The 16,845-nt window shown below is 69.0% G+C and carries 15 protein-coding genes and 1 pseudogene; 11 read left to right on the top strand and 5 right to left on the bottom strand.

Translation table 11 applies throughout. The annotated features are described in order from the left end of the window. Nucleotides 1-109 precede the first annotated feature (109 nt). Nucleotides 110-535, bottom strand: a complete 426-nt coding sequence (locus ACZY0Y_RS17910) for a helix-turn-helix transcriptional regulator (protein ID WP_463959553.1) — start codon at nucleotides 533-535, stop codon at nucleotides 110-112. 257 nt (nucleotides 536-792) lie between these two features. Here ACZY0Y_RS17910 and ACZY0Y_RS17905 point away from each other — a divergent pair, with 257 nt between their 5' ends. Then, the gene (locus tag ACZY0Y_RS17905; protein ID WP_024365339.1) at nucleotides 793-996 is read left to right on the top strand and encodes a cold-shock protein; all 204 of its coding nucleotides are present in this window, start codon (nucleotides 793-795) and stop codon (nucleotides 994-996) included. Nucleotides 997-1,176: 180 nt separating this feature from the next. Here ACZY0Y_RS17905 and ACZY0Y_RS17900 read toward each other — a convergent pair whose 3' ends face one another. Together ACZY0Y_RS17900 and ACZY0Y_RS17895 are read right to left on the bottom strand one after the other, a co-directional pair. Next, nucleotides 1,177-1,527 carry a DUF6176 family protein gene (locus ACZY0Y_RS17900; RefSeq protein WP_463959551.1) on the bottom strand — a complete coding sequence of 117 codons (351 nt, stop codon included), beginning with the start codon at nucleotides 1,525-1,527 and terminating at the stop codon, nucleotides 1,177-1,179. 127 nt (nucleotides 1,528-1,654) lie between these two features. Next, nucleotides 1,655-3,160 carry an AfsR/SARP family transcriptional regulator gene (locus tag ACZY0Y_RS17895; RefSeq protein WP_463959550.1) on the bottom strand — a complete coding sequence of 502 codons (1,506 nt, stop codon included), beginning with the start codon at nucleotides 3,158-3,160 and terminating at the stop codon, nucleotides 1,655-1,657. A 144-nt stretch (nucleotides 3,161-3,304) separates the two neighbouring features. Here ACZY0Y_RS17895 and ACZY0Y_RS17890 point away from each other — a divergent pair, with 144 nt between their 5' ends. Together ACZY0Y_RS17890 and ACZY0Y_RS17885 are read left to right on the top strand one after the other, a co-directional pair. Continuing rightward, nucleotides 3,305-3,427 (top strand): hypothetical protein, encoded by a 123-nt coding sequence (locus ACZY0Y_RS17890; RefSeq protein ID WP_463886398.1) that lies wholly within the window; start codon nucleotides 3,305-3,307, stop codon nucleotides 3,425-3,427. Between the two features lie 226 nt (nucleotides 3,428-3,653). Then, nucleotides 3,654-4,409, top strand: a complete 756-nt coding sequence (locus tag ACZY0Y_RS17885; RefSeq protein WP_463959548.1) for a ZIP family metal transporter — start codon at nucleotides 3,654-3,656, stop codon at nucleotides 4,407-4,409. Between the two features lie 23 nt (nucleotides 4,410-4,432). Here ACZY0Y_RS17885 and ACZY0Y_RS17880 read toward each other — a convergent pair. Beyond that, nucleotides 4,433-4,614 (bottom strand): annotated as a pseudogene (locus tag ACZY0Y_RS17880) (PspC domain-containing protein). A gap of 153 nt (nucleotides 4,615-4,767) precedes the next feature. On the opposite strand from ACZY0Y_RS17880, the gene ACZY0Y_RS17875 reads away from it, so the two are divergent. Next, nucleotides 4,768-4,962, top strand: coding sequence for a hypothetical protein (locus ACZY0Y_RS17875; RefSeq protein WP_463959546.1), 195 nt, complete (start codon nucleotides 4,768-4,770; stop codon nucleotides 4,960-4,962). A 48-nt stretch (nucleotides 4,963-5,010) separates the two neighbouring features. Next, on the top strand, nucleotides 5,011-6,267 hold the full coding sequence (locus ACZY0Y_RS17870; protein WP_463959545.1) for a plasmid pRiA4b ORF-3 family protein: 1,257 nt from the start codon (nucleotides 5,011-5,013) through the stop codon (nucleotides 6,265-6,267). Nucleotides 6,268-6,333: 66 nt separating this feature from the next. Here the strand turns inward: ACZY0Y_RS17870 and ACZY0Y_RS17865 are convergent, their stop codons facing one another. Continuing rightward, nucleotides 6,334-7,038: a TetR/AcrR family transcriptional regulator gene (locus ACZY0Y_RS17865; RefSeq protein ID WP_463959544.1), complete on the bottom strand. Its 705-nt coding sequence runs from the start codon at nucleotides 7,036-7,038 to the stop codon at nucleotides 6,334-6,336. Between the two features lie 228 nt (nucleotides 7,039-7,266). Here ACZY0Y_RS17865 and ACZY0Y_RS17860 point away from each other — a divergent pair, with 228 nt between their 5' ends. From ACZY0Y_RS17860 to ACZY0Y_RS17835, 6 genes are all read left to right on the top strand, one after another. After that, a complete protein-coding gene (locus ACZY0Y_RS17860; protein ID WP_463959542.1) occupies nucleotides 7,267-8,784 on the top strand; it encodes an amino acid permease in 1,518 nt (505 codons plus the stop codon). Nucleotides 8,785-8,846: 62 nt separating this feature from the next. Beyond that, nucleotides 8,847-9,722: an urea amidolyase associated protein UAAP1 gene (locus ACZY0Y_RS17855; protein WP_463959540.1), complete on the top strand. Its 876-nt coding sequence runs from the start codon at nucleotides 8,847-8,849 to the stop codon at nucleotides 9,720-9,722. Beyond that, entirely contained in the window at nucleotides 9,719-10,402 is a 684-nt protein-coding gene (locus ACZY0Y_RS17850) for an urea amidolyase associated protein UAAP2 (protein ID WP_463959538.1), read from the top strand. The genes ACZY0Y_RS17855 and ACZY0Y_RS17850 overlap by 4 nt, the downstream gene beginning before the upstream one ends. Then, nucleotides 10,399-14,223 (top strand): urea carboxylase, encoded by a 3,825-nt coding sequence (gene uca, locus ACZY0Y_RS17845; protein WP_463959536.1) that lies wholly within the window; start codon nucleotides 10,399-10,401, stop codon nucleotides 14,221-14,223. The genes ACZY0Y_RS17850 and uca overlap by 4 nt, the downstream gene beginning before the upstream one ends. Further along, a complete protein-coding gene (atzF, locus tag ACZY0Y_RS17840) occupies nucleotides 14,220-16,085 on the top strand; it encodes an allophanate hydrolase (protein ID WP_463959534.1) in 1,866 nt (621 codons plus the stop codon). The genes uca and atzF overlap by 4 nt, the downstream gene beginning before the upstream one ends. A 136-nt stretch (nucleotides 16,086-16,221) precedes the next feature. Continuing rightward, on the top strand, nucleotides 16,222-16,395 hold the full coding sequence (locus ACZY0Y_RS17835) for a hypothetical protein (RefSeq protein ID WP_463959532.1): 174 nt from the start codon (nucleotides 16,222-16,224) through the stop codon (nucleotides 16,393-16,395). The last annotated feature ends 450 nt before the right edge of the window (nucleotides 16,396-16,845 follow it).

The raw sequence follows: 16,845 nt of genomic DNA, 5'->3' as shown, positions 1-16,845 counted from the left end.
CTCTTTTCGGTGGTCAATGGGTTCTAGACAAGCTCCATTTTCCTTGAAAAGACGGGCATTCTCGGTTTAAACCGCCGTCGGCGCCCCGACCATCATCGGTGGATCAAGGCTAAGGGGAAGCTTCTTCAATCCTGCTCGCTTTGCGCTCGGTCCGTGTCCGCAGCCGGGCGATGCATGACGGCATGGCCCTCACCGCGTGATGCTGCCGAGTCCGGTATTCACTCGGCGGCATGCCGACGATCTCGGCGAACCGTGAGCTGAACGATCCCAGCGAGGTACAGCCGACCTCCATGCAGGCATCCGTCACGCTGGCACCGGACCGCAGCAGTGCCATGGCGCGTTCGATCCGCCGGGTCATGAGGTAGGTGTAGGGCGTCTCTCCGTAGGCCGCTTTGAACTGGCGGGAGAAATGCGCCGGGGACATGAGGGCACCGGCGGCCATGGTGGGCACATCCAGTGGACGGGCGTAGTCACGGTCGATCAGGTCCCGTGCCCGGCGCAGGTGCGCCAGGTTGGCCAACTCCTGCGGTGTCATGCCGCCATTCTAGATCCGCTGACGTCCCGGTGGAGGGGCCCAATGGGGCGGCCGGGTCAACCCCAAAACACGTGTGGTAATCCGTCCCGGAAATCTCCTGTAGAGTTGATCCTGTTGTTGTGTTTATGCAGTTCGTAGTTCAGGCAGTACGCAAGGTTGCAAGACCTTGTTCTTCTGAAGCAGCGGTTTTGAGCACCCCACACAGGAGGACCCGAAAGTCGGGACTTTTCCTCCACCTTCACGAAGGACAAAAAATAATGGCTACTGGTACCGTCAAATGGTTTAACGCTGAAAAGGGCTTCGGCTTCATTTCCCCCGATGACTCCTCACAGGACGTCTTCGCACACTACTCCGCGATCGCCTCTTCCGGCTTCCGCTCCCTCGAAGAGAACCAGAAGGTCTCCTTCGAAACCGAGCAGGGCCCCAAGGGTCCCCAGGCCGTAAACATCCAGGCTCTCTAAGACTTAGCTTCCAGCTAACTCTTCTGAGTCCGGAACCTTACAGGTTTCGAGCAGGGTCCGTCTTCGACGGGCCCTGCTTTTGTTTAACCCGGGTGTGCTGCGTCCCATGTAGATCGCAGCTGTGGCCGTTTTGAGCCCTCAAAACGGCCCCTGCTGCCAGTCAGTTGGGGCGGGCCAGCCTCAGCCGGCGTCGTGGTAGTCGAAGAACAGCGTTGCCGGGATGGGCCCCTGCAGCATCTCGGCCGTCAGCCCGTGCACGCTGACCAGATGCTCCCGGAACCAGACATCGTAGGGATCGTCCGACGTCGCGAGCGTCCGGAAGGCCTTGGCCAGGTCCTCGGCCTCATGGAACAGGCAGACGAAATCCCCCTGCGGGGTCTGCACGAGGCTGGCGACCTCCCGGGTGACGCCCATGCGCTTCCTCGAGCGTGCATGTTCCTCCCGACGCGTGCCGCTCATCTCCGCGTCGAGCGCCTTCCACTCCTCCAGTTTCCCGGGCAGGATCGGCGCGAAGCAGGTGATGCATTCCATGACAGATTTCCTTCCACGCAGTAGTAAGCACGGTGGTAATCCCATCGGTAGAGGAGCATGGTAGTCCCGCGGACGACGGCGGGACAGGGCTTCCGGAAACACCTCCGGACCCGCTCGCCCTCCAGACTCAGACACCGTGGCGCCGGGCCAGGAACGCGGCCAGCGCAGGGTTGAAGATCTCCTTCGCCAGCCAGGGCACGGACTGGGCGGCGGCAGCGAGGTCGCCGTGCGCCAGGAACAGCCGCGCTTGGGCACCTGCCGCCAGGGCCATGTAGCAGTGGTCACCGGCGAGATCGGCCATCACCCAGGACCGGTCAATCAGGGCCGCGGCTTCCTCCAGCCAGCCGGCAGCCAGGTAGGTCTCGCCGCGGACCCCGGCGACAAACGGCTCGAACGCTGTCCAGTGTTCCTCCGCAATCCAGTCCAGCGCCCGGTCCAGGCAGGCGGCCGCCAGCTCCAGATCCCCGCGGAGCAGATGCACACGTCCCAGCAATGCCTCGCTGAAGGCCTGCTGCCGGCGGTTCCGGGCCGCCTTGGCGAGCCGTCCGGATTCGGTGAACGCCGTCACCGCATCGCCGTAGTGCGCGGTGTCCGAGGCCAGCATGCCCTGGATCGCCAGAATCCGGGCCTGCTCGTCGGGGATTCCCCGCGCCGCCTGCATTGCCCTCTCCAGCCAGCCGGCCGCGCGGTCCGGGAAACCGCGCTGGACCGACAGGTAGCCCAGCTCGCGGAACGCGGCGGCGGCAGTCCGGGAGACGCCGTCGGGCGCTTCCGCCGACAACGCACGGTGCAGGAAATCGGCCACCTCGGCGCCGCGGCCGCCGGCCTGGTGGATCAGCGCCCCGGCGAGTGTCACCAGCGATTCGGCCACCAGGTGCCGGTCAACGGTGCGCTGGGCCAGGACGACGGCGAGCCGCAACTGGTCGAGGCCCCGGTCCACGGCGCCCGCAGACAGGGAGGCGCTGCCGGCGTCGAGATACGACCGGACGGTGGCCACGGTGGCGTGGACCTCGGGGTCGGCGACCGGCACAGAGTCGGACAGCGCACGACGTACCTCCGCCGGCAGCGGCAGGCCCAGCTCCCGGCGGTAGAGGTCCGCGCATTTGGTGACCTCATCCCGCGCCCGCCGGTGCTCACCGAGGGCCACCAGCGCCTTCACCAGGACGGCGGTGCAGTCCGCGTGGAAGGGATCCCGGCGCAGGGCCAGCGTGGCGAGTTCGACGGCGTCCGCCGGGGTGCCCGAGGCCAGGGCGGCCAGCGCCCTTTCGTACAAGAGCGACTGGACGCAGTTCTCGAGCCGGTACCGCTGGTCCGCCAGCCAAGAGTCAAAGACAGGGGTGTCCGCAAAGGTGAGGCCCTCCAGCAACTGGCCGTTGAACCGCCGCGGGTCGCCGCTGATGGCGACGCCGGACAGGGTCCGGCGCAGCTCGGAGAGGTTCCAGCGCAGGGCACCCAGTGGATCCGCGGCATCCGGGAACAGGAGCATGGTGGTCCGGGACCGGCTGATGCCCTCCGGCTGCAGGGCAAGGTAAGCCAGCACGGCCCAGGCTTTGCGGCCCTTGGGCTGTGGGGGAGTGGTGCAGGAGGACTCGATCGTTGGCGGACCGAGGAGCCGAATCCATGTCTCGGCCACAGGAGTAATTTTACGCCGCGGGCTCTCCGGAGTCCCGGGGAATTCCGCCGCGGGTATTCAGCCCCGGCGGATTCACACGGTTGCTCACACGGCGGCTGCAGAAACTGGACTCATCAAATCCGCACTCCACCCGAGGAACAAAAAATGGAACTGCTTGTAGTCCTGCTGTTCGGACTCGGGATTGCCGCCGGCACCGCCACGGTCCGCGCGATGCTCAAGGACGGCCACGGACACACCCCCGTGGTGCGGTCCACGGAGTCCTGGTAAGCCGGTAACCTGCCCAGCGAACCCTACATCTCGGCCCTGACCTGGTACCGGCCGGGGGCATGGATTAGGTAGCCGAGGACCGTTTGACCAGTCCAACCGCCGGTGCGGCGGACGGGTGCGGCATTTCACCACCCGCGTCTGCAAGAATTCTGGGGTGCACGGCAACTCAGCGCCGGGCACCTCAGCTTTCAGCTAGCAGGCTTCGCGGCCGCGGAAGGTAAAACCTATGCCGATGTGGGCGCAGGCCATGTTCTGGGGAACGGTGGCGGGCGGGGCGCTGGTCCTGGGCTCCTGGCTGTCCTGGACGTGGACCATTCCGGCGAAGCTGGTGTCTTCGATCATGGCGTTCGGCGCCGGCGTGCTCATCTCCGCCCTCGCCTTCGAACTGGTGGACGAAGCAGTGAAGGGCGGCGGGCTGTTGCCCACGGTTGCAGGTTTCCTGGCCGGTGCCGTGGTTTACGTCAGCGCCAACGCCCTGCTGGCCCGTTCGGGAGCGAAACACCGGAAGCGGTCCGGGGGCAAGCAGCCCTCCGAGAAGGACAGCCCGGGCAGCGGAACGGCCATCGCCGTCGGCGCCCTCCTGGACGGCATCCCGGAATCGGTGGTCCTTGGAGTGGGGCTCCTCACAGCCGGGTCCGTCAGCCCGGCCATGCTCGCAGCCGTGTTCATCTCCAACGTCCCCGAGGGGCTTTCCAGCACTGCCGGCATGAAGAAGGCCGGCCGCAGCGCAGGATATGTCTTCAGCGTCTGGGGCGGCATCGCCCTGCTCTCCGGCGCGGCGTCACTCCTGGGTTTCACCGCTTTGGAGAACGCCCCCGAGGAAGCGGTGGCGTTCATCACCGCCGTGGCCGCCGGCGGGATCCTGGCCATGCTGGCCGACACCATGATTCCCGAGGCGTTCGAGGAACACCACAACCTCACTGGGCTGGTGGCCGCCGTCGGATTTCTCAGCGCGTTCACCATCCACCACGTGGGCGGGTAGCACGCGGGACCCGCAGTTGCCCGCTACCGGGCCTTCGGGATGATGATCCACAGCACGATGTAGGCGAGTTCGCCGACGCCGAACAGGCCGAAGAGCACAAAGCCGACGCGGACCAGGGCCCTGGAAATCCCAAGCGGTCAGCGAGTCCTGCGCACACACCTGCGATGATCTTGCCGTTCGTGGGCCTAACCAGAGATCGTTCCATCCAGCCAAGGTAGCAGCGTGGGCGCGTCAGCTGAACAGTTCCGGGACAGCCGATCCTTTGCCGGAGTCACACCCTCCGCTTCACACGATTGCTCACACGGCGGCTCGCGACACTGGGCTCACCAATCCGCCCACCACCTGAGGTGAACCCACAATGGAAGTCCTGATTGCCGTTTTTGCCGGAACCATGCTCGTCGCCGTCCCCGGAACCCTCCGCGCCGTCCTCAAGGACGGCCACGGGAGGACTCCAAAGGTCCGGTCCACCGAACCCTGGCGCGCGGGGAACCTGCCCAGCGAACCGTACTCGGCGCCCCACGCCTGGTACCTCCCCGGGGCATGGATGCGGTAGACGCGCCAGTCCACGATCATGCGGCGGGGCTCTGGCAGGATAGCAAGCATGGAGTCCCCAACCACCGTCCCCGCCTACGACCTCCGCGTCAGCATCCAGGACACCGAACCCGAGATCTGGCGACGGCTCCTGGTGCCGGAAACCATCACCGTCCCGGAACTGCACCGGGTGCTCCAGACGGCCTTCGGCTGGGAGAACCGGCACCTTTTTGGCATCCGGTGCGTGGACCGGCTTGGCCAGCCCCGCGTCATCATCGGCCCCGACGACGCAGCGGAGGAAATAGGCGACGAGCCCGCTTCCGGCGTCGTGCTCTTTGAACTACTGGACGCGCAGCAGGCCGGGGCGAGCACGCTCGAATACGAGTACGACTATGGCGATGCGTGGATCCACCTCGTAGAAGTCATGGGGCCGGCCGAGCTTCAGGTGGGTGCCGTGCGCTGCATCGGCGGCGCCAACCGGGGCCCGGTGGAGGACGCCGGCGGGACCTACGGTTATGCGCGCCTCATTGAAGCCCTGGCCGATCCCGCGCATGAGGAACACCAGGAGCTCTCCGACTGGTACCAGTTTGCGACGGGACAGGACGCCAGCACTTTTGAGCCGTATACGTTCGACGCCGCCGCCCTCAACCGGCGTTTGGACGAACTGGCGAAACGCCTCTGGCCGGAACCGCCCACGGACGAGGAGATCGACGCCGTCATCCGGCCCGTGCAGTGGCTGCTGAACCAGGCGGGCCCAGACGGACTGCAATTAACCCAGGACGGCTACCTCAAACCTGCCGTGGTCAACCAGGCCGTCCGCGAACTCGGCTGGGCCTACCGCTGGCCGGGAGCCGCGAGCCGCGAAAGCCAGACCCTGCCCGTTCTGATGCTGCGGCAGCAGGTGCAGGCCTGGAAGCTGCTGCGGAAGAGCAAAGGCCGCCTGGTCCTGTCACCGGCCGGACGCAAGATGCGCGACGGCGGCCGCCCGCTATGGGACTACCTCGCCGAAGCGGTGGCCTTCCCCGCGGATCAGGCGACGGCCGTCGTGACCCGGATGATGGTCCACTGGCTGTTTGAGGGGTCTACGCCATCCTGGGAACAGCGGAGACAGATCATTGCGGACACCCTGAATGCGGCGGGGTTCCGGGTGGAGGGCGGCAAGCCGGTGCCCCTGGACGTTGCCGGGGGACTCTATTCGGACGTGCGCTGGATGTTGGACTGCCTGCAGCTGAAAGTTCCGGAACGCACGTTCGGTGAAACGGCGAACCTGACCGACGGCGGACGGAAGTTCCTCCTCCGGGTTCAGGGGCTGCTCGACGGCGTGTGACAGTCGGCCAGCGTCCTACTCGCTCCGGGCAGTGAGTAGGGTGAGGCCAGGGACGGACGTGGGCGCTTAACCGATGCTGGCCACCAGCGCCGCACTCCCGGCCCGGACCGCCGCGAGGCTCCCCGCCAGGCCGCACAGGACAATCCCGGCGTCTGCCGCCTGCAGGGGGGAATCCGGCGTGGACAGCCCGTCCGCGCGCAGATTGACCAGGGACTCCACCAGCCGGAACGCCAGGTCCCCGTTCTGGCTGGTCCCGGCCCACCCGTTCGCGGGAAGTTCCGCGCCCAAGCGCCGGTAGAGCCCCCGGAGTTCGTTCCGGTCGGCCATAAAACTCTGGAAGCGCGCGCTGCGCGCCTCCGGAAGGTTGTACAGAACCCCAAGGTTCCAGCGGGCGTTGCACAGCTGGGTCCCGTCATAGAGCGCGACGGCGTGCAGCCGCGCCGCCGCCGTCGGGCTGTCTCCGGAACTGCCCTCCCCGCCCCCGCCGTCCGGGCCGCCCGCAACCTCGGCGCAGACCCGGCGGGCAAATGCGAGGCCGCCGGCCACTGTGCCCGCCAGCAGGACCTCCAGGATGTCGTCCTTGGTGCTGAAGTGGTGGTAGAGCGAGGACTGCCGGATCCCCACGGCCTCGGCGATGGATCGCGTGGAGGTGGGGGCGTATCCCTGCGTGGTGAAAAGTTCCGCGGCGGCGTCGAGGATCTCATCCCGTGCCGTGGCCCCCGGTCGGGAGGGCTGCTGTTTGCGGGGGCGCCCCGGGCCGGTTGTGGTCACGGCATCATTCTTGCACTCCGGCGGGGACTGTTTGCACCCCCTGCGGCGTGGTGAGGCCGCGGAAACACGACGGAAATATTCCGTCTACCCACCTTTTACATGGGGGAAACGAGTTCGGGATCTCCGGCTGGAAAACTATCAATTGACCGGTATTCCGCAGCGTTGGGCCCAGTGCTGCATTTGCCGGAACGCATCAATTCCACCGCCGTTCCAGCCCCGGAGATTCCGATGACATCCACAGTTCTTCCCTCATCCGCGCAGACGGATGACGCAGACCTCACGTCGCTTGGCTACGAGCCGTCCCTGCACCGCAAGCTGGGCCGTTACGCCTCCTTCGCGGCGGGCTTCTCCTTTGTGTCCATCCTGACCACCATTTTCCAGCTCTTCGCGTTCGGCTACTCCTTCGCCGGCCCGGCGTTCTTCTGGACGTGGCCGGTGGTGCTGATCGGCCAACTGCTGGTGGCCCTGAACTTCGCCGAGCTGGCAGCCCGCTACCCGCTCTCCGGGGCGGTCTACCAGTGGGCCCGGCGGGTGGGCGGTGAGACGGTCGGCTGGTTCGCTGGCTGGTTCATGGCCCTGGCGCAGGTGGTCACGGCCGCCGCGGCCGCCATCGCCATGCAAGTGGTGCTGCCCCAGCTCTGGGACGGATTCCAGCTGGTGGGCGGCGACCCTGCGCTGAACACCACCACCGGCGCGGCGAACGCCGTCGCTCTCGGAGCCATCCTGCTGGTGGTCACCACCGTGATCAACTCCCTGGGCGTGAAGCTGATGGCCCACGTGAACTCGGTGGGCGTTACCTGCGAGATCGTTGGCGTCGCCGCTGTGATCCTGGCGCTCATCACCGCCGCCCAGCGCGGGCCCGACGTCGTCATGGACACCACCGTGCTGGCCGGATCCGACCTTGGAGCGGTCGGCGCGTTCATGGTGTCGGGCCTGATGGCCGCCTACGTCATGGTGGGCTTCAATTCGGCCGGTGAACTCTCCGAGGAGACGATGTCCCCGCGGCGGACGGCACCGCGCACCATCCTCTCGGCGCTGATCATCTCCGGCATCGGCGGGGCGCTGATGATCGTGACCGCGCTAATGGCCGCACCCAGCCTCGACGACGGCCGGCTCGCCACCGAGGGTCTGCCCTACGTGCTGACCGCGGTCCTGGGCACCTTCTGGGGCAAAGTGCTCCTGGTGGACGTGGCCGTCGCCATCTTCGTCTGCACCCTGGCCATCCAGACGGCCGGATCCCGGCTGGTCTTCTCCATGGCCCGTGACGGCAAACTCCCCGCCTCGGCCTTGCTCTCCTCCGTCCACCCCACCCGCGGCACCCCGATGTGGCCCTCCGTCGCCATCGGCGCCCTGGCCGTGGGCGTCCTGGCCATCAACGTCGGCAACGCGGCGCTCTTCACCACGCTCTGCAGCGTCTGCATTGTCATGGTGTACATCGCCTACCTCCTGGTCACCGTGCCGCAGCTGATCAACCGCCTCCGCGGCGACTGGGACCGGGTGGGCCAGACCATGCCGGCCGGACTGTTCTCGCTGGGACGCTGGGGCCTGCCCATCAACATCCTCGCGGTGCTCTACGGCGCCGTGATGGTGGTCAACCTCGCCTGGCCCCGGCCCGAGGTCTACGACCCCTCCGGCGAGAACGGCATCCTGCTCTACTCCGCCCCGCTGATGGTGGGCATCGTGCTCCTCCTCGGCCTCTGGGTCCGGCGCTCCAGCGCCCGCTCGGCCGCCCGCACCGGCGCCTGAGCCCCGCCTGACCCGCCGACTCCTGACCACCTGCCCGCGCACGTCCCACTTTCAGGATTGACATGACACAGACCACCGAAACACCAGCCACCGCCACCACCGCCGGAGCCCGCGCGCACGCCCGGGAGCAGCACGGCCGCACCGCGGACACCATGCGGCACGTCCCGGCCGCCGCCGCCCCGGAACGGCTCACCGCCGGACTGCCACAGGCCGCCAGGGAACGCCTGAGCTGGGCCGAATCCGTGGCCTTCGGCCGCTACACCGCCCTGCCGCTGGCCCGCGGCACCCGGATCCGGCTCACGGACACCGACGGCGACGCCTGCGTCCACGTGCTGCTCTACCGGAGCGGGGCACTGCACGAACGGCTCAATGTGGCGGACACCGTCAAGGTCCCCTGGCAGGCGTACCCCACCGCGGGACACCCGCTGCTCTCCGACGCCGGCCGGCTGATGGGCACGATCGTGGCCGACACCTCCGCCCGCCACGACGCCCTGACCGGCACCACCACACGGGCCGGGAACACGGCCCGCTACGGCGCCGGGACCGTCCACAGCAGCTCGCCCGCCGGGCGGGAACTGCTGACCCTGGCCGCACTGAAGCAGGGGCTGGACGCCCGGGACGTGGCGCCGTCGATCTCCCTGTTCAAGGGCATCCGGGTGGACCCGGACGGCAGCATCCAGTTCACCGGTGCCGCCGGCGCCGGTGCCGCCGTCGAGATCCTCCTGCAGATGGACGCCGTGGTGCTCCTGGCCAATACCGCCCACCCGCTGGATCCGCGGCCGGACTTCACCGGGACCGCCGCCGACGTCGTCGCCTGGCACGCCCCGGACGACCTCCGCCTGCTCGAGGAGGGGCTCCTGACCGGGCCGCTTACCCCCGAACACCGGCAGGCACTGAACAACACCGACCACGACCTCACCGCAAGGAACGCCCGATGAACACCGCCACGGAAACACTGACAGCCCGGACCGCCACCGCCGGGGAAACAGCGCTCGCGGCCGGCGCCGTCATCCTGGATGAATATGTTCAAGCGCGCGGACCCTGGTCCGCCGTGGTGGCCGCCGGTGATGTCCTGACCATCGTGGACCTGGACGGCAACCAGGCGGTGGACTGCCTGCTCTACGCCGCCGACGACACGGACGTGCGCTACTCCGCCGCCGTCACCCTCGCCGCGCAGCGCTCCATTGTGCTGACCACCGGCTCCGTGCTCCGCTCCGATGACGGCGTGCCGCTGATGACCGTGGCGGCGGACGAGGTGGGCGTGCACGACACCATCGGCGGGGCCTGCTCGCAGGAATCCAACACGCTGCGCTACGGCCAGCACACCCGCGAACAGCACGCCTGCGTGGAGAACTTCCTCATCGAGGGTTCCCGCTGGGGGCTGGGCAAACGCGACCTGGTCTCCAACATCAACTGGTTCATGAACGTCCCGGTGGACCCGGACGGTGCCCTCGGCATCGTGGACGGACTCTCCGCCCCCGGCAAGCGGGTGGCCCTCCGGGCCGAGGTGGACACCCTGGTGCTGGTCTCCAACTGCCCGCAGATCAACAACCCGTGCAACGGCTTTAACCCCACGCCCGTCCGCATGATCGTCACCCGCCCGGAGGCTGCCCTGTGAACCGCTTCGACACCCTGCTGATCGCCAACCGCGGCGAAATCGCCTGCCGCATCATCGACTCCGCCCGGAAGATCGGGCTGCGCACCGTGGCGGTGTTCTCCGAGGCGGACCGCGGCGCCCGCCACGTCCGGCTCGCGGACGAGGCCGTACTCCTGGGCCCCGCCCCGGCCAAGGACTCCTACCTCAAGGTCGAGGCCCTGCTCGCAGCGGCCGCGGCCACCGGCGCCGGCGCCATCCACCCCGGTTACGGGTTCCTCTCCGAGGACGCCGGCTTCGCCGAAGCCGTGGAAGCCGCCGGGCTGGTCTTTGTGGGCCCGACGCCGGAACAGCTCCGGATCTTCGGCACCAAGCACACCGCACGCAACGCCGCCCGGGCCGCCGGCGTGCCCATGATCGCCGGCTCCGGTCTGCTCCCGGACGTGGACGCCGCGGTGCTGGCCGCCCGGGACATCGGCTTCCCGCTGATGCTCAAGGCCACCGGCGGCGGCGGCGGCATCGGGATGACCGTCTGCCGCACCGAGGACGAACTCATCGAGAGCTACCCGCGGGTGGCCCGGCTTGCCGGCGCGAGCTTCAGCACGGCCGGAGTGTTCGCCGAGCGCTACGTGGAGCACGCCCGGCACGTGGAGGTGCAGATCTTCGGCGACGGCGCGGGCCGGGTTGTGAGCCTGGGAGACCGGGACTGTTCGCTGCAGCGGCGCCACCAGAAAGTGCTCGAGGAAGCACCCGCGCCGGATCTGCCCGCGGCACTCCGGGACGAACTGCACCGCAGCTCGAGGGCGCTTTGCGCCTCCCTGGACTACCGCTCGGCCGGGACCGTCGAGTTCGTCTACGACCCGGTTCTGAAGGAAGCGTCCTTCCTCGAGGTCAACGCCCGGCTGCAGGTGGAGCACCCCGTCACCGAGGCCGTCACCGGGGTGGACCTGGTGGAGTGGATGCTCCGCCTGGCCCAGGGCGGCGACGAGGCAGCCGGTGTGCTCGCCGGGCGTCCGGACAGCATCCCCGTCGCCGGCTGCGCCGTCGAGGCCCGCCTCTATGCCGAGGACCCTGCCCGGAACTTCCAGCCCAGCTCCGGGACCGTGACCAACGCCGCCTACCCCGCCGACGACGGCGTGCGGGTGGACGCCTGGGTGGAAACCGGCAGCGAGGTCTCCACCAGCTACGATCCCCTCCTGGCCAAAATCATCACCACCGGGACGGACCGTAACCAAGCCTTTGACCGGCTGGGCGCCGCGCTGAAGGCCACCCGTATCGACGGCATCGAAACCAACCTTGGCATGCTCCGGGCCGTCACCGCCCTGGACGTGGTCCGCGACGCCGCCCACTCCACCGGCACCCTGAACGACCTTGGCGACCCGGAACCCCGGATTACCGTCGAACGGCCCGGACTGCAGACCTCCGTCCAGGACTGGCCCGGACGAGCCGGCCTGTGGCAGGTGGGTGTCCCGCCCAGCGGCCCCATGGATGACCTGTCCTTCCGGCTCGGCAACCAGGCCCTCGGCAACCCCGAAGGCGCCCCCGGACTCGAATTCACCATGACCGGCCCCAGCCTGCACTTCACCCACACCACGACCGTGTGTGTGGCAGGCGCCCCCACCACCCTCACCGTGGACGGCACCGACGTGCCCGCTTGGGAACCGGTGACGGTCCCCGCCGGAAGCACGCTCGACGTCGGCACCGCCGACGGCTCCGGCCTGCGCGGCTACATCCTGTTCCAGGGCGGGCTCGATGTGCCGCAGTACCTGGGAAGCGCGTCCACCTTCACCCTGGGCCAGTTCGGCGGCCACGGCGGCCGGGTCCTCCGCTCCGGCGACGTGTTGCGGGCCGTGAGTCCGGACGCCGCTGCGACGGCGACGGCGGCTGCAACCGTGGCCAGCCAGCCGGGTGCTCCGGGCCTGGCTGCTCCGGATCTGGCCGGTCCCGTCCCCCTGGACAGCCGGCCCGTGCTGACCTCCGCCTGGGAACTGACGGTGGTGGAAGGCCCGCACGGCGCCCCCGAATTCTTCCAGCGCGAGGACATCGAGGATCTCTACGCCGCCAGCTACGAGGTGCACTTCAACTCCGCCCGCACCGGCGTCCGCCTCATCGGCCCCAAACCGCGGTGGGCCCGCAACGACGGCGGCGAGGCAGGGCTGCACCCCTCCAACATCCACGACACCGCCTACTCGGTGGGCGCGCTGGACTTCACCGGCGACACCCCCATCCTGCTCGGCCCGGACGGCCCCAGCCTGGGCGGCTTCGTCTGCCCGGTGACTGTCGTGACCGCCGACCGCTGGAAGCTCGGCCAGCTCCGCCCGGGCGACACGGTCCGGTTCGTCCCCGTGGAAGCGTCCCGGGCGCCGTCGGCCGCGGATCTGGGCCCGGGCCGGCAGCTGGTGCTGCCAGGGGACTCCAGCTGGTCCGGCTCCGCTGGCACCGGCATGACGTCCGCGGCCGGCCTCACGTCCGCGGCCGGCATCCGCCGGGGGGACGGCGACGACGGCGTGCTGGGCCGGGTGCCGGAAGGCCCCGGCCGGCCGGCGGTCACCTACCGCCGCTCCGGCGATGACAACCTGCTGGTGGAATACGGCGACATGGTCCTTGACCTCAGCCTGCGGGCCCGTGTGCACGCCCTGCACCAGCACCTCGAACAGCTCCGTATGCCGGGGATCGTGGACCTGACACCGGGAATCCGGTCCCTGCAGATCAAGGTGGATCCCGCGGTCCTCCCAGCCCCGCGCCTGCTGGGCCTGGTGCAGGACATCGAAGCCGCCCTGCCGGCCAGTTCGGAGCTGGTGGTGCCGAGCCGCACCGTGCGCCTGCCGCTGTCCTGGGATGACCCGGCCACCCGCGAAGCCATCCAGCGCTACATGGCCGGCGTCCGGGACGACGCCCCCTGGTGCCCGTGGAACATCGAGTTCATCCGGCGCATCAACGGCCTGGAGTCCGTGAACGACGTCTTCGACACCGTCTTCAACGCCGAATACCTGGTCCTGGGCCTGGGCGACGTGTACCTCGGCGCCCCGGTTGCCACACCCCTGGACCCGCGCCACCGCCTGGTCACCACCAAGTACAACCCGGCCCGGACCTGGACGCCGGAAAACGCCGTCGGCATCGGCGGGGCCTACATGTGCATCTACGGCATGGAAGGTCCCGGCGGCTACCAGTTCGTGGGCCGGACCACCCAGGTGTGGTCCCGCTACGCCGATTCCGCGCCGTTCGAACCGGGCTCGCCCTGGCTGCTGCGGTTCTTCGACCGCATCTCCTGGTACCCGGTCAGCCCGGAAGAGCTGCTGGACCTGCGGGCGGACATGGCTGCCGGCCGGGGCCGCGGCGTCGAGATCGAGGAGGGTACCTTCTCCCTGGCCGAGCATGAGGAGTTTCTGGCCCGGAACAGCGACTCCATCGCGGTGTTCCGCGAACAGCAGGCCGCCGCTTTCGCCGTTGAACGCCAGGAGTGGGCGGACGCCGGCGAGTTCGACCGCGCGGACGCGGCAGCCGCCGTCGTCCCCGACACCGAAGAGCTGGTGGTGCCCGACGGCGCCACCCTGATCTCTGCCCCGTTCGCCGCGAGCGTGTGGAAGGTTGACGTCAGCGCGGGGGACCACGTGGTGAAGGGCCAGCCGCTGGTGTCGCTGGAGGCGATGAAGATGGAAACCGTGCTGGCCGCGCCGTGCGACGGGGTGGTGCAGCGGGTGCTGCCGGTGGCCGGCTCCCAAGTGGTGGGCGGCGAAGCCCTGGTGGTCCTCGGGCTGCCCGCGGAAACCTCGGTCACGGACCCGTCCGCAGAGGAACTCATCGAGCAACTGGACAACAAGGAACTGGAAGAGGCCGCAGCATGAGCACGACGTTTACAGGACGGAGCGCCACTGCCCGCGTGCGGTCGGCGCTGGCCGCCATCGAAGCCTCCGGCCGGCCGGAAATCTGGATCACCGTGCGGGCCGCGGACGAACTGCTGACCGAGGCGGCGGCAGTTGACGAAGCCGTGGCCGCGGGCACGGACCTGCCCTTGGCCGGGCTGGTCCTCGCCGTGAAGAACAACGTGGACGTGGCCGGGATCGACACCACCGCAGCGTGCCCCGGCTTTGCCTACACCCCGGAGCGGGATGCCGAGGCGGTGGCCCGGCTGCGGGCGGCCGGCGCGGTGGTGGTGGGGGCCACCAACCTTGACCAGTTCGCCACCGGGCTGGTGGGCACCCGCAGCCCGCACGGGGCGGTCCGGGATGCGCGCCGTCCGGACTACATTTCCGGCGGGTCCAGCTCCGGCTCCGCGGTAGCGGTGGTCCTGGGGCTGGCGGACATCGCGATTGGCACGGATACTGCCGGATCGGGCCGCGTGCCGGCCGGGTTCCAGGGCATCGTGGGCATCAAGCCCACGCTTAACGTGGTGTCCACCGCCGGGGTGGTGCCGGCCTGCCGCTCCTGGGACGCCGTGACCATGTTCGCGCGGGACCTGGCAACCGCGGAGCTGGCCGTGGGTGTTATGGCCGGCGGCGCGCGGCCGTGGCCGTCCGATGTCCGGCTGGCGGCGCCGGCCCGGCCGCGCGTCGCGTATCCCTCCAACCTCCCCGAGCTTCCGCAGGCCTGGGCTGACGAGTTCGGCCGCCAGATCGCCAGGCTCCAGGCTTCCGGGGTGGATGCTGAGCCGATCGAGTTCGATGTCTTCCTGCAGGCCGCGCGTCTGCTGTACGACGGCGGACTGGTGGCTGAGCGCTACGCCGCGGTTGGGCACTTTGTGGATTCCGCGGGGAGCAGCCCCGGAAATCCCGCCGGGCTGGATCCGACCGTTGCAGGAATTGTCCGCCGCGCCGGGCAGGTGCCTGCGCACAGCTACGTTGCGGACACTGCCCGGCTGGACGGACTGAAGCGGCAGGCGATGGCGCGGCTGGACGGGTTCGATGCCCTGGTAGTCCCCACGGCGCCGTTCCACCCGCGTCTTGAGGACGTCGCCGCCGAGCCCGTCGGGGTGAACTCCAAGCTGGGCACGTACACGAACTTCTGCAACTTGTTCGATCTGTGTGCCGTCGCCGTGCCGGCCGGTGAGGTGGACGGGGCCCAGTTCGGGCTCACCGTGGTGGGCCGCGCGTTCGAGGACGCCATGGTGGCAGACATCGCCCGCACCATCGAAGCCCCGCCGCTGCCGCCCGCGTCGTTTGCGGCAGGCGCCGCCCCTGCGCAGCCCTTGCCCTCGGGGGAGCCGTGGCCCGTCCGGGCGGGCGCTTCCGCGATTCCCTTGGTGGTGGTGGGGGCGCACCGCAGGGATCAGCCACTTGCCCACCAACTCGAAACCTTGGGAGCCGCCTGGGACGGGCACGTGCGGACCGCGGCCCGCTACCGGATGGTCTCCCTGGTGACCCAGCCGCCGAAGCCCGGCGTGTACCGGTCGGAGGACGGGGCGGAACTGGTGGCCGAGCGCTGGGTCCTTTCGGAGGCGGCACTCGGGCAATTCCTGGCGGCGCTGCCCGAGCCGATGCTGCTCGGATCCGTGCGCCTGAGTGACGGCACCAGCGCCGTCGGTTTCGCCTGCGATGCGGTGGCCGCCGCCAACGGCGCCGACATCACCCGGTATGGGGACTGGTTGCTGGCGCTCGACGCGGTAGGGGATGAGACCGATGCACCGGGCCGGGGAGCACGCAGCACTCTCACTGACGCGCTCCTGACCGGCTTCACCCGGGGGCTGCAGCCGGGCGCCTCCAGGAAGTAGTGGGGGCTGGGTTCCCGGGGACAGGCCGCTTCTTGTGGCGGACCGAGCCAGGAACCCAGAGGAGGCCGGCGCGCACAGATGGTCCAGGCCATCCGGTTGTTTGCCGCAGTGGACTCAACGAGCGAAAGGAACGGCCGTGCTGAACGTCAAGAAGTGGTGGTCCATGCTCTGCCCGGCCCCAGGCCCGCATCCCGCGGGGGAGAAGGTGCCGGCCGCGACCCGCCATGCGGAATTGGACTACTGGTGGCTGCTGCCGGGCGATGTTGTCCTTGCTCTGCCTGCGGGCGATCCCACGGTAGCCGAGGGATGATGCGCCACTGCATGGAACTGCGAAGCGCTCATAGCCGCGGCTAGCTGGGGAATAGTGCGCCGGCGCCGGTAGCTGCCCGGCGCATATAGCCACGGGACGCGGAGGGCGTGCCCGGCCCGTGGCGGGTGATGCAGCCCACAGAAGCCAGGTTCCGTCTTTCGGGCTTGGGGAGGTCCCGGGCTGGGTCTGGTTTCCGCGTTGTTCCGGGGTTTTTGGGGGTGTGGGGGTGGTGGTGGGGGTGGATTTGTGTGGGGGTCTGGTGGCGTGTAAAGTAATTCGAGTCGCCGCCGCTGTTGCGGAGAGTTTGCGACCGACCCCCTGATGAACAGCCTGAGAATATGGCGCACTTTTGAGTGTGCGTGTTGCGGGTGGGGACCTTCCGGAGAGTTTGTGGATCGCAGGAATGCTGATTTGCAAAGGGTTCCGGGTTCGGGTAAGTTTGATAAGTTG

Source organism: Pseudarthrobacter kochi (assembly GCF_055412805.1).
Note: the sequence above shows the minus strand (reverse complement) of the source record. Positions and strands in the feature narration are given on the sequence as shown.